Below are 12,375 nucleotides of genomic sequence, written 5' to 3'. Positions count from 1 at the left end.
CATCGGCGGCAGCCGACGCGGAGTGGAGCGCAGCGGAACGCAGCGCCCTTGACTCGCCTCGCGGAAGCACAACCCTGGCCAAGAAGCGGGCGGCCCCACGGTCACCGGGAGTCGCGGGCCAGGGCAGCCAGGGTGGCCCTGATCTCCTCGACCATGTACTCAGGGCGATGGAAAACGTCCTCGGCGCTGAAGCGGAGGAGGCTGCGGATCTCGGGACACCTCAGGATCTGGTTGAAGCGGGCAACGTCCCTTCGATGGGCGTCACGAGTTCCGTGGTAGGCGTATCCCTCGATCTCCACCGCCAGCCCTGCCGCCCTGAACAGGAAGTCGACGACGCGGCGACTGCCTTCCGGGGTGCGTAGCTCGGCCTGGCTCTCGGGGTGCAGGTCGGCGTCGTACATGCGCAGTCGGGCAACCGTCTCGGCGGGTGAACCGGCGAGGGGGTCGGTCAGGCGCAGCCAGTTCCGGGCTCTGACCGACCCTTGCGAGATCGTCTCGAGCGCCGCGGCGATCTCGTCCAGCTTGGTGAGCGGTGCGCGACGGATGTGCCCGATCCTGCGGTACGTCAGCGCCGAGTCCACGGCGACGATCGCCTCGTCCCTGGGGCCGCGCCGGAGCAGGTCGGCGAGGGTGCGGGTGGGGGTGGTGAGCCGTAGCCCCTGTCGTTCCACCACGTCCCTCGTGGTGAGCGGCATCCGGTGGACGCGCACGCCGTCGCTAACACCGCGGACGGTGAGCTGCGGGTCGATGAACTCCAGCGACGTCCTGCGGCCACCTCCGAGCATCTCGATCCGCCAGAGGGCGGCCGCTGAACCGTGGCTCACGATCAGCCGGGGTTCGCGGAGCAGCACGGCCCGGAGGTGAGTGAGCAGGTCCGCCTCCCGCCCCGGCTCGGCCCAGGCGCACTGCCGCAGCCGGGTCCAGCCCTCTGCCCGCAGCGCACGCGTGAGACTGCGCCGGGGCCAGCCGGCCTCCACGGCACGCCAGGTGAGCAGGACGCCCCCGTCTGCCAGCGCCCTCAACCCCGTCCGCTCCACCCCGGCAAGATCGCAGAATCCGCGACTTGCCGCTTGGCCTGTGGATAACCGGGCGGGATCAGCCCTTCAGCGAGGCGAGAAAGGTGGACCAGGCGAGGGGCGGGAAGAGGAGTACGGGTCCCTCCTGGGCCTTCGCCGCACCGTACGCCGCTACCTGGGCGCTCCCTGCGCCGATGTCCAGCTCTGCGTCACCGAACTCTTCACCAACGTGATCCGGCATGTGGGGGAGGGGGCCACTGTCCGTGTGCGGGTGGTCCGAACAGACGGCAACCGCACCGTGTCGAGGTCACGGACCCGGCTGGGCACGGTTCGCGGCAGTGGGCCAAAGCATCTGCACCCGGACACGCCTCGGCCGCGACGGCTCCCCCTCGGCGCCGTCGCGGCCGGTCCCCCGTCGGTCTGTGGATCAGGCGGGCTCGGACGTGACGTGGGTGTTGTCCGGGGTCACCGTGCCGTCGGCGGCCGCTGCCTCGACGTCCGTGACGTGGGTGTTGAGCGGCTTGACCGTCTCGTCCGCCGGAGCGTCGGTGACATGGGTGTTGAGCGGCTTGACCTTCCCGCCCGCCGGAGCGTCGGTGACGTGGGTGTTGTCCGGCTGGACGATCGTGTCGTTCTGGGTGTTGCTCATGGTGCCTCCCCTGGGTGGATCGTGTGGAACGTGAGGCCCGCCCAGTCATTCCCCCGAGGATGGCCGGGCGGGCCTCACAGGCCGCCCCACCCTAATCTCCTCCGGTACGGGCGACCCTCACCGCGGTCCGTCTGCCCCCCGACGCGACGGATCGACAACCACGAGAGTGCAGGGTCGGGATAAACGAACGATGAACGTCCCGGCAGAACGTCAGGCGGCCGCCACCGGAGCAAGGAGTTTGCGGACGTCGGCGGCCTCCGGGGCGTTCAGGTTCTCGTAGATCTCCAAGGCCTCCCGCCAGCAGACCTGGGCCCGGCCGGAGTGGCCGATGCCGTTCAGGGCTCTGCCCAGCACGGTCAGGACGTGGCCGCGGCGCCACTCGCCTCCGATACCTCGCAGGACGGTGAGCGCCATCTCGGCGTTGCTCGCGGCCTGGCCCGGCTTGCGAGCGTCCAGGTCCACCTCCGCGAGCCGGCAGAGCGTCATTCCCTCCCACAGCCGCTGACGGCTGTCGCGGAAGACGCGCAGGGCCACTTCCAACTGCTCGGTGGCGCTGCTGTGCTGCCCGCTTTTGCCGAGGGCCATGCCGAACGCGTAGCGCCCGTTCGCTCCTCTGAGGGTGTGCCCGAGCTCCTGGTAGATCTCCGTGCCCTGGCGGGCGAGGACAACCGCGGTTTCGGCACGGCCTGTCGCCAGGTGCAGACGCGACAGGTTGCACAGGGCGGCCGCCGTACCCGCGAGGTCACCACAGCTGCGGAACTTCTCGATGGCCTGGCTGAAATAGCCTTCGGCGTCGTCGTGCCGGTTCTGGTAGAAAGCCGTGCTGCCCAGCACGTTCGCCGCCCAGCAGGAGGGCAGCGGATCGTGAGCGGCCTCAGCGAGCTGGAACGCCTCCCTGGCCTCGCGGTACGCCTGGTCGAACACGCCGGAGAAGAGCCGGGCGTTGCTCAGAACGACCGAAGCCCTGCCCTCGGCACGCACGTCGCCTGCGGCCTGTGCGGCCTTCCGCAGCGCGGCGGCGACCGCTTCGTAGTCCCTCGAATTGGCGCCGGATTCGGCAAGGTCGACGGATGCCCACAGGAGATCGATCGCTCGCCGCAGCGTACTTCCACAGGCGGACTGCCGTACGCAGGCGAGCAGACAGACCGCCTCCGCGTACAACCAGTCCTGCGCCCGGTGCCGGTCGTCGAACGTCAGCCCCGCATAGTCGGTCGGCTCCAGGTGATCCACCAACCGGTCCCCCGGCCGCTCCATCGCATAAACCTGGGCCGCCGTGGCCAGGTAGAAGTCCAGCAGCCGCGACATCGCGGCCTTCCGTTCGGTCGGCGGTTGCTCGTCCCTCTCCGCGCAGGCACGCGCGTAGAGCCGGACCAGGTCGTGGAAGCGGTAGCGGCCGGGGGCCGCCGACTCCAGCAGGGACGTGTCCACCAGGGACTCCAGGAGGTCCTCCGTCTCCTCCGGCGGGAGGTCGAGGACCGCCGCGGCGGCGGCCAGGGAGATGTCGGGGCCGTCGGCCAGGCCCAGCAGGCGGAAGGCGCGGGCCTGGGCCGGCTCCAGCTGGCCGTAGCCCAGTTCGAAGGTGGCCTTGACCGCCAGGTCGCCGGCCTGCAGTTCGTCCAGGCGGCGGCGTTCGTCCGCCAGCTTCGCCGCGAGGACCGAGACGGTCCAGGTGCGGCGGGCTGCCAGGCGGGAGGCTGCGATGCGGATCGCCAGGGGGAGGAAGCCGCAGGCCGCCACCACGTCCAGGGCGGACTCGCGTTCCGCCGCCACCCGCTCCTCGCCCACGATCCGCGTGAACAGGGAGAGCGCCTCGTCCGGGGACATCACGTCGAGGTCGACCAGGTGCGCCCCGGCCAGATCGACCATGCGGACGCGGGACGTCACCAGCGCCGCGCAGCCCTCCGTGCCCGGCAGCAGCGGGCGTACCTGTGCCGCGTCCTTCGCGTTGTCCAGCAGGACCAGGACCCGGCGGCCGTCCAGGACGGAGCGGTAGAGGGCCGCGCGCTCCTCCAGGCTGTCCGGGATCGCCGAGTCCGACGTGCCCAACGCGCGCAGGAAGGAGCCCAGTACCGTTTCCGGTTCCGCGGGACGCGCCCCCGCGCCCTGCAGGTCCACGTACAGCTGGCCGTCCGGGAAGGTCCCCCGTGCCCGGTGGGCCACGTGCACCGCCAGGGTCGTCTTGCCGACGCCGCCGATGCCGGCCAGGGCCGAGACCGCCATCACCCGGCTCGTCGTCCCCGACGCCTCCGACGCCGACGACAGCACCTCGCTCAGCTCGGACACGAAGGACGCCCGGCCCGTGAAGTCGGGCACGGACGCGGGGAGCTGGGCCGGGCGGACGGGGACCACCGCGGTTTCCGTCGCCGGAGAGGACGGCTCCGCCAGGGCGGGGTCCGCCTGCAGGATCCGCCGCTGAAGGTCCCGAAGCCCCGGCCGCGGATCGACCCCCAGCTCCTCGGCCAGGAGGCGGCGGGTGTCGGCGTAGACCGCCAGCGCCTCCGCCTGCCGTCCGCTGCGGTACAGGGCCAGCATCAGGAGCTCGCGCAGGCGTTCCCGCAGGGGGTGCGCCGCCGTCAGCGCCGTCAGTTCGGAGACCGCCTCCGCGTGGCAGCCCTGCTCCAGGTCCATGTCCAGGCGGGACTCCAGCAGTCCGAGGCGCCATTCCTCCAGGCGGACCCGCTGGGCCTCGGCGTACGGGCCGGGGACGCCCGCCAGAACCTCGCCGTCCCACATGCCCAGGGCCTGGTTCAGCAGCTCGCGGGCCCGGCACAGGTTGCCCGTGCCGCGTGCCTTCTCGGCCTCCGCCGCCAGGTCCTGCGCGACCGCCAGGTCCAGGGCGCCCTCGCCCAGCGAACGCACCGCGTAACCGCCGGACTCGCTGACCAGGACGCCGGCGTCCAGGATCTTGCGCAGACGGGAGGCGTACGTGCGCAGTGCCGCCAGCGCCTGCGACGGGGGCTCGGTGCCCCATACCGCGTCGATCAGCTCCGGTGCCGTCGCCGTACGGCCCTCGCGCAGCAGCAGGGCGGCCAGCAGGGCCCGCTGCTGGGGGGAGCCCGTGCTGAGCTGCTCCTCGCCGCGCCAGGCCCGCACCGGACCGAGCACGCCGAACCGCAGCGCCTCCTGCTCCGTGACGGTCACGGAGCCGGGACGCCGCTGCTCAGGCACTCGCGGCCCACCATCCATGCGCTCGTCCCCCTCGACATCTCGAACAACCCCGTCAGTTTGCCTTGTTAGGGCCGGTTCCGTCAGCCGGGGGAGACGCCGATCGCGGGGTGGTGCGGCTCAGTCCACAAAGCCCTCACACCCTCTTCGCAGCCTCACGGCCCCACACGGTAGCTGACGGGTCGTCAGATCGGCGCTAACGTGAGGCCCATGGAGACCACACAGTTCCCGCTGATCATCTCCGTCGACGACCACACCGTGGAGCCCGCCACCGTCTGGCAGGACCGGCTGCCGAAGAAGTACCTGGAGGTCGGGCCCCGGATCGTGCGTGCGCCCCTGAAGGAGATGACCTTCCTGGGCGGGCGCTTCAGCCCCGTCATGGGCGAACCCGGCAGCACCGAGGGGCCCCTCGGCGACTGGTGGGTCTACGAGGGCCTGCGGCGCCCGCTCACCCGCCTCGACACCGCCGTCGGGTACGACCGGGACGAGGTCAGGCTGGAGGTCATCACGTACGAGCAGATGCGGGCCGGGTCGTACGACGTGCCCGCCCGGCTCGCCGACATGGACGTCAACCACGTCCAGTCCGCCCTCTGCTTCCCCACCTTCCCCCGCTTCTGCGGGCAGACCTTCGCGGAAGCGGAGGACAAGGAGCTCGCGCTGCTCTGCGTCCGCGCCTACAACGACTGGATGGTGGAGGAGTGGTGCGGGCCCGACGCGCGCGGCCGGCTCATACCCCTCACCCTCATCCCCCTGTGGGACGCCGAGCTGGCCGCCCGGGAGGTCCGGCGGAACGCGGCGCGAGGTGTGCGGGCCGTCGCCTTCTCCGAGATACCCCCGCACCTCGGTCTGCCGTCCGTCCACACCGACGACTGGGACCCGTTCCTCGCGGCCTGCGACGAGACGGGCACGGTCGTCGCCATGCACATCGGCTCCAGCAGCCGCATGCCCTCCACCTCGGCCGACGCCCCGCCCGCCGTCGGCTCCACCATCACCTTCGCCAACTGCTGCTTCTCGATGGTCGACTGGCTGATGAGCGGCAAGTTCGAGCGGTTCCCGAACCTGAAGGTCATGTACGCCGAGGGGCAGATCGGGTGGATTCCGTACATCCTTGAGCGCGCGGACGTGGTGTGGGAGGAGAACCGGGGGTGGGGCGGGGTCGCCGACAAGGTCACCCGGCCGCCGTCCGAGCTGTTCGCCGGGCATGTCTACGGCTGCTTCTTCGACGACGCCTTCGGGCTCAGGAACCTGGACGCCATCGGCACGGGCAACGTGCTGTACGAGACCGACTACCCGCACTCCGACTCCACCTGGCCCAAGTCACGCGAGGTGGGCGAGGCGCAGATGGGGCATCTGGCGGCCGACGTGGTCGAGCGGATCGTACGGGGCAACGCCATCGAGCTGCTGGGGCTCACACCGGAAGGCCTGTGGCGGTGAGCGCCCTGGCGTACGGCATCCAGCTGCCCGTCCAGTCGCAGAGCACCCTGTACGCGGAAGGCTGGGAGGCCGGCGCCGGACCGCAGGACCTGGTGGCCGTCGCGCGGGCCGTGGACGGCGCCGGTTTCGACTACCTGGCCTGCTGCGACCACGTGGCCGTCCCGCGCCGGCTCGCCCCGGCCATGAGCACGGTCTGGTACGACCCCGTCGCCACCCTCGCCCATCTCGCCGCCGTGACCGGGCGGGTCCGGCTGCTCAGCCATGTGGCCGTCGTGGGGCTGCGGCACCCGCTGCTCACCGCCAAGCAGTACGCCACCCTCGACCACCTCTCCGGCGGCCGGCTGATCCTCGGGGTGGGGGCCGGGCATGTGCGGGAGGAGTTCGAGGTGCTCGGCGTGGACTTCGAGCGGCGCGGGGCCGTGCTCGACGAGACGATCGACGCGCTGCGGGCCGCGCTCGGACCGGAGGAGTTTCCGGAGCACCACGGGAAGTTCCACGACTTCGGCGGGCTGGGGCAGCGCCCGCGGCCCGCGCAGCCGGACGTACCGCTGTGGGTCGGCGGCTCCTCGCCCGCCGCCGTACGCCGGGCCGCGCTCAAGGGCGACGGCTGGCTGCCCCAGGGGGATCCGCGGGAGCGGCTGCCCGCGCAGATCGCCCGGCTGCGGCAGCTGCGGGAGGAGGCGGGCGTACAGGGCCCGTTCACCGTCGGCGCGATCGCCGAGCCGCTGTACGTCGGGCGGCCCGGCTGGGAGGTCGGGCGGCGGACCCTCGCCGGGGCACCGGAGGAGATCGCCGAGTCGCTGGGGGCGTACCGGGCGATGGGCGTGGACCAGGTCCAGGTGCGGTTCCGCAGCCGGAGCCGCGCCGAACTCGTCGAGCAGATCGAGCGGTTCGGGGCAGAGGTCGCACCCCGGCTGCAGTGAGGAGGGCACCATGGGCAAGCTGGACGGGCGGGTCGTCATCGTCACCGGGGCGGCGCGCGGACAGGGTGAGCAGGAGGCGCGGCTCTTCCGGGCGGAGGGGGCGCGGGTGGCCGTCGCCGATGTGCTGGACGACCGGGGGAAGGCCCTGGCCGAGGAGATAGGCGCGGTGTACGTGCACCTCGACGTGGGCACCGAGGAGGGCTGGCGGGAGGCCGTCGGGGCCGTCAAGGAGGCGTACGGGCGGATCGACGGGCTGGTCAACAACGCGGGCATCCTGCGGTTCAACGCCCTGGTGGACACCCCGCTGGACGAGTTCATGCAGGTCGTGCAGGTCAACCAGGTCGGCTGTTTCCTGGGGATGAAGGCGGTGGCGCCGGAGATGGCCGACGGGGGCACGATCGTGAACACCGCGTCGTACACGGCCCTGACCGGTATGGCGGCCGTGGGGACGTACGCCGCCACCAAGCATGCCGTGCTGGGGCTGACCCGGGTGGCCGCGCTGGAGCTGGCGGCCCGGAGGATCCGCGTCAACGCCATCTGCCCGGGGGCCATCGACACCCCGATGTCCAACCCGGCCCGGCTGGACCCGGAGGAGATGAGCCGGGCGCTGGACGAGCTGTACCGCAAGCTCGTACCGCTCGGGCGGGTCGGGCGGCCGGAGGAGGTGGCCCGGCTGGCGCTCTTCCTCACCTCGGAGGACTCCTCGTACATCACCGGGCAGCCGTTCGTGATCGACGGCGGGTGGCTGGCGGGGGTCTCGGTTATCTGACTGACCGTCAGCTATTGACGGCCGTGGCGGCCGGTGCGACAGTCGGCCAACGACAGTATCTGACGGTACGTCAGAAATGACTGGGGACGGTGAACTGCCTTGGAATTCGGGCTCTTTGTACAGGGATACGTGGGCAAGCGCGCCGAGACCGACCCGCTGGCCGAGCACAAGGCGCTGATGGAGGAGACCGAGTACGTCATCCAGGCGGACAAGTCCGGCTTCAAGTACGCCTGGGCCTCCGAGCACCACTTCCTGGAGGAGTACTCGCACCTGTCGGCCAACGACGTGTTCCTGGGGTACCTGGCGCACGCGACGGAGCGGATCCATCTGGGATCGGGGATCTTCAACCCCCTGGCCCAGGTCAACCACCCCGTGAAGGTCGCCGAGAAGGTCGCCATGCTGGACCACCTCAGCGAGGGGCGCTTCGAGTTCGGCAGCGGGCGGGGTGCCGGCTCGCACGAGATCCTCGGGTTCATACCGGGTGTGACCGACATGAACTACACCAAGGAGATCTGGGAAGAGACCATCGCCGAGTTCCCGAAGATGTGGCTCCAGGACGAGTACGCCGGCTTCCAGGGCAAGCACTGGCAGCTGCCGCCGCGCAAGGTCCTGCCGAAACCGTACGGGAATTCCCACCCGGCGATGTGGTACGCGGCCGGGTCGCCGCCGTCGTACGCCATGGCCGCGAGGAAGGGGCTCGGCGTGCTCGGCTTCAGCATCCAGAAGGTCTCCGACATGGAATGGGTGCTGGAGCAGTACAAGACGGCGATCGTGAACGCGGAACCCGTCGGGGACTTCGTGAACGACAACGTGATGGTGACGACCACCGCGATCTGTGCGCCCACCCACGCCGAGGCGATCGACATCGCCGTGCACGGGGGGCTGCACTATCTGCCCTCGCTGGTGTTCCGGTACCACGACACGTTCCCGCGGCCCGAGGGGTTCCCCGTGTGGCCGGAGACACTGCCCCCCTACACGCCGGAGTTCGTGGAACTGCTCGTGGAGGAGGAACTGCTCGTCTGCGGCGATCCCGACGAGGTGCTGCGGCAGTGCAAGCGGTGGGAGCAGGCGGGGGCCGATCAGCTGAGCTTCGGGTTGCCGGTGGGGGTGCCGAAGGAGGAGACGCTGCAGACGATCCGGCTCATCGGGGAGCATGTGATTCCCAGGATCGACACGGATCCCGTGCATCGGACGTCCCGGTTCCGACAGGCTGTCTGAGGGGGCTGCGGGCATGCTGGACCACCTGATCAAGGGAGCCACCGTCGTGGACGGGACGGGGGCGCCTGCCTTCACCGCCGACGTCGGCATACGGGAAGGCCGTATCGCCGCCGTCGGACGGATCACCGGGGAGGCCCGCACCAGCGAGGACGCCTCCGGCCTCGTCCTCGCCCCCGGTTTCGTCGACCCCCACACCCACTACGACGCGCAGCTCTTCTGGGATCCGTACGCCACGCCCTCCCTCAACCACGGGGTGACCACGGTCGCCGCCGGGAACTGCGGGTTCACGCTCGCCCCGCTCCACCCTTCCCGGCCAGAGGACGCCGACTACACCCGGCGGATGATGTCCAAGGTGGAGGGGATGTCCCTGGTGGCGCTGGAGGAGGGGGCGCCCTGGAGCTGGCACTCGTTCGGGGAGTACCTGGACGCCCTGGAGGGGCGGATCGCCGTCAACGCCGGTTTCATGGTCGGGCACTGTGCCCTGCGGCGGTATGTGATGGGGCCGGAGGCGGTCGGGGGACAGCCCTCCGAGGAGCAGCTCGGCGCGATGGCCGGGCTGTTGCACGAGGCCATGGACGCCGGGGCCTGGGGGCTGTCCACCACCCAGTCGTCGACCCACTCCGACGGCGACGGGCAGCCCGTCGCCTCCCGGCATGCGAAGCCGCCGGAGCTGCTGACCCTCTCCCGTGCCGTCGGCGAGCACGAGGGGACACAGATCGAGGCGATCGTCGCCGGGTGCCTGGACCAGTTCAGCGACGACGAGATCGATCTGCTCGTCGAGATGAGCGCGGTGGCCGGGCGGCCGTTGAACTGGAACGTCCTGACCGTCGACGCGGCCGTACCCGAGCGGGTGCCACGGCAGCTCGGCGCGAGTGAGCGGGCCCGGAAGGCCGGCGGGCGGGTGGTGGCGCTCACCATGCCGATCCTCACGCCGATGAACATGTCCCTGGGCACGTTCTGCGCGCTCAACCTGATCCCCGGGTGGGGGCCGGTCCTCGGGCTGCCGGTGCCGGAGCGGATCGCCAGGCTGCGGGACCCCGCCGTCCGGGCGGAGATGCTGCGGCGGGCCCGGTCCAAGGAGGCGGGCGTCTTCCGGCGGCTGGCGAACTTCGGCCGGTACGTCATCGGGGACACCTACAGCGCGGCCAACCGCGGCCTGACCGGCCGGGTCGTCGGGGACATCGCCGGGGAGCGGGGGATCGACCCCTTCGCCTGTCTGGTGGAGATCTGCGCCAACGACGAGCTGCGCACGGTGCTGTGGCCGATGCCCACCGACAACGATCCGGCCTCCTGGGCACTGCGCGCCGAGACCTGGCGGCACGAGGACGTGCTGCTCGGCGGTTCGGACGCGGGGGCGCACCTGGACCGGATGTGCGGGGCGCCGTACACCACCCGGTTCCTCGGGGACTGCCTGCGCGGCCGGAAGCTGGTCGGGCTGGAGCGTGCGGTGCGGATGCTGACCGACGATCCGGCGCGGTTGTTCGGGCTGCGGGAGCGGGGGCGGGTGCGGGAGGGCTGGCACGCGGATCTCGTCCTCTTCGACCCCGAGCGGATCGACGCCGGGCGGGCCCGGCTGGTGCACGACCTGCCGGGTGACAGTCCCCGCCTGGACTCCACGGCGATCGGGGTGCGGGCCGTGTGGGTCAACGGGGTCGAGGCGATCCGGGACGACGTGGTGACGGGCGCCGTACCGGGGAAGGTGCTGCGGTCGGGGGCCGATACCCGGACGGTGAGTACGCGGTGAGACCGGTGAGCGACGGGCAGCGGCTGTTCGTCGGCGGGGAGTGGGTCGAACCGGACGGCGGGCACTACCCGGTGACCGACCCGGCCGCCGAGGAGACGGTCGGCTGGGCGCCGGAGGCCTCGCCGGAGCAGGCGCGGGCGGCCTGCGCGGCGGCCCGGGAGGCGTTCGGGGCGTGGTCGCGGACCCGGCCGGAGGAGCGGGCGGCGGTGCTGGGCCGGGCCGCCGGCCTCATCCGTGACCGGACGGGGCCGTACGCCGAGCTGGCCCGCGCGGAGACCGGGGCGACGACGGGGACCGCCCGGGCGATGCAGGTCGGGGTGGCCGCCGCCCGGTTCCGCCGGTACGCGAGTGTGGAGCCCGCCGAGTGGGCCGTCGCACCGCAGATCAACGAGGCCGGGCCGATGGGGAGGGCCGGGGTGATGGGGGCCCTGGCGGTACGGCAGCCCGTCGGGGTCGTCAGCTGCATCACCTCCTACAACAACCCCTGGGCCAACCCGGCCGGCAAGGTCGCGCCGGCCCTGGCCATGGGCAACACGGTGGTCGTGAAGCCCGCGCCGCAGGATCCGCTGTCCGTCTACCGGATGGCCGAGGCGCTGCAGGAGGCCGGGGCACCGCCAGGCGTGGTGAACGTCGTCTCCGGGCGGGAGGTGGCCGTGGGCGAGGCGGTGGCCGGGTGCGACGACGTCGACATGGTCAGCTTCACGGGGTCCACGGCCGTCGGCCGGCGGATCGCCGAGGTGTGCGGGCGGGACATGAAACGGCAGCTGATGGAGCTGGGCGGGAAGGGCGCGGCGCTCGTGTTCGACGACGCCGACCTCGCCTCGGCCGTCGCCGGCATCGGCACCACCTTCTCCTTCTACAGCGGGCAGATCTGCACGGCACCGACGCGGGTGCTGGCCCAGCGCGGGGTGTACGAGCGGCTGGTCGACCGACTCGCCGGATACGCGAGCCGGTTGAGGGTCGGGGATCCACGGGAGCCGGACACGGTCGTCGGGCCGGTGATCTCGGCGGAGCACCGGGCGCGGGTCGAGTCGTACGTCGAACTCGGCCGGAAGGAGGGCGCGTCCGTGGTCACGGGCGGTGAACGGCCGCCCCTGAACCACGGCTTCTATGTGTCACCCACCCTGCTCGCCGACTGCACCAACGACATGCGGGTGGCCCGGGAGGAGATCTTCGGGCCGGTCGTCGTGGTCGTCCCCTTCGACGACGAGGAGGACGGTGTGGCCCTGGCCAACGACTCCGACTACGGCCTCGTCGACTACGTCTGGTCCGGCGACGTGGCCCGCGCCTTCCGGGTGGCCCGGCAGCTGCGCGCCGGCGGCGTCGGCATCAACACCGTCGGCCGCAACATGGAGGCACCGTTCGGTGGCTTCAAGAAAAGCGGCGTCGGCCGCGACGTGGGCTCCTACGCCCTGCACGCGTACAGCGAGGTGCAGGCGATCGTGTGGCCGGGGTGA

Annotated in this window: 10 protein-coding genes; 6 read left to right on the top strand and 4 right to left on the bottom strand. The window is 71.7% G+C overall.

From position 1 onward, the window contains the following. Window positions 1-101 precede the first annotated feature (101 nt). From ACZ7GZ_RS22010 to afsR, 4 genes are all read right to left on the bottom strand, one after another. Window positions 102-1,022, bottom strand: a complete 921-nt coding sequence (locus ACZ7GZ_RS22010) for a hypothetical protein (RefSeq protein ID WP_471026595.1) — start codon at window positions 1,020-1,022, stop codon at window positions 102-104. Window positions 1,023-1,095: 73 nt separating this feature from the next. After that, window positions 1,096-1,257, bottom strand: coding sequence for a DUF397 domain-containing protein (locus ACZ7GZ_RS22005; protein WP_471026593.1), 162 nt, complete (start codon window positions 1,255-1,257; stop codon window positions 1,096-1,098). 186 nt (window positions 1,258-1,443) lie between these two features. Next, window positions 1,444-1,665: a hypothetical protein gene (locus tag ACZ7GZ_RS22000; RefSeq protein WP_471026592.1), complete on the bottom strand. Its 222-nt coding sequence runs from the start codon at window positions 1,663-1,665 to the stop codon at window positions 1,444-1,446. A gap of 210 nt (window positions 1,666-1,875) precedes the next feature. Beyond that, window positions 1,876-4,851: an SARP-family global regulator AfsR gene (gene afsR / locus ACZ7GZ_RS21995; protein WP_471026590.1), complete on the bottom strand. Its 2,976-nt coding sequence runs from the start codon at window positions 4,849-4,851 to the stop codon at window positions 1,876-1,878. Between the two features lie 189 nt (window positions 4,852-5,040). Between afsR and ACZ7GZ_RS21990 the strand changes: the two genes are divergently transcribed. The 6 genes from ACZ7GZ_RS21990 to ACZ7GZ_RS21965 all read left to right on the top strand — a co-directional run bounded on the left by ACZ7GZ_RS21990 (window position 5,041) and on the right by ACZ7GZ_RS21965 (window position 12,375). After that, window positions 5,041-6,264: an amidohydrolase family protein gene (locus tag ACZ7GZ_RS21990; RefSeq protein WP_471026587.1), complete on the top strand. Its 1,224-nt coding sequence runs from the start codon at window positions 5,041-5,043 to the stop codon at window positions 6,262-6,264. 5 nt (window positions 6,265-6,269) lie between these two features. Then, window positions 6,270-7,187 (top strand): LLM class F420-dependent oxidoreductase, encoded by a 918-nt coding sequence (locus ACZ7GZ_RS21985; protein ID WP_471026708.1) that lies wholly within the window; start codon window positions 6,270-6,272, stop codon window positions 7,185-7,187. 10 nt (window positions 7,188-7,197) lie between these two features. After that, entirely contained in the window at window positions 7,198-7,956 is a 759-nt protein-coding gene (locus tag ACZ7GZ_RS21980; protein WP_471026584.1) for an SDR family NAD(P)-dependent oxidoreductase, read from the top strand. A gap of 99 nt (window positions 7,957-8,055) precedes the next feature. Beyond that, entirely contained in the window at window positions 8,056-9,174 is a 1,119-nt protein-coding gene (locus ACZ7GZ_RS21975; protein ID WP_471026582.1) for an LLM class flavin-dependent oxidoreductase, read from the top strand. A gap of 13 nt (window positions 9,175-9,187) precedes the next feature. Continuing rightward, window positions 9,188-10,918 (top strand): N-acyl-D-amino-acid deacylase family protein, encoded by a 1,731-nt coding sequence (locus ACZ7GZ_RS21970; protein WP_471026580.1) that lies wholly within the window; start codon window positions 9,188-9,190, stop codon window positions 10,916-10,918. 5 nt (window positions 10,919-10,923) lie between these two features. Further along, window positions 10,924-12,375, top strand: a complete 1,452-nt coding sequence (locus tag ACZ7GZ_RS21965; protein ID WP_471026577.1) for an aldehyde dehydrogenase family protein — start codon at window positions 10,924-10,926, stop codon at window positions 12,373-12,375.

Source organism: Streptomyces sp. NPDC037288 (genome assembly GCF_055603265.1).
The sequence above is the reverse complement of the archived record's forward strand: the minus strand, read 5'-3'. Positions and strand labels throughout refer to the sequence as shown.

What these genes read in the sequence shown, in the direction of transcription:
- ACZ7GZ_RS21970 (WP_471026580.1), top strand. Translation starts at nt 9,188, where the DNA reads ATGCTGGACCACCTGATCAAGGGAGCCACCGTCGTGGACGGGACGGGG.
- ACZ7GZ_RS22000 (WP_471026592.1), bottom strand. Translation starts at nt 1,665, where the DNA reads ATGAGCAACACCCAGAACGACACGATCGTCCAGCCGGACAACACCCAC.
- ACZ7GZ_RS21980 (WP_471026584.1), top strand. Translation starts at nt 7,198, where the DNA reads ATGGGCAAGCTGGACGGGCGGGTCGTCATCGTCACCGGGGCGGCGCGC.
- ACZ7GZ_RS22005 (WP_471026593.1), bottom strand. Translation starts at nt 1,257, where the DNA reads ATGCCGGATCACGTTGGTGAAGAGTTCGGTGACGCAGAGCTGGACATC.
- ACZ7GZ_RS21990 (WP_471026587.1), top strand. Translation starts at nt 5,041, where the DNA reads ATGGAGACCACACAGTTCCCGCTGATCATCTCCGTCGACGACCACACC.
- afsR (WP_471026590.1), bottom strand. Translation starts at nt 4,851, where the DNA reads ATGGATGGTGGGCCGCGAGTGCCTGAGCAGCGGCGTCCCGGCTCCGTG.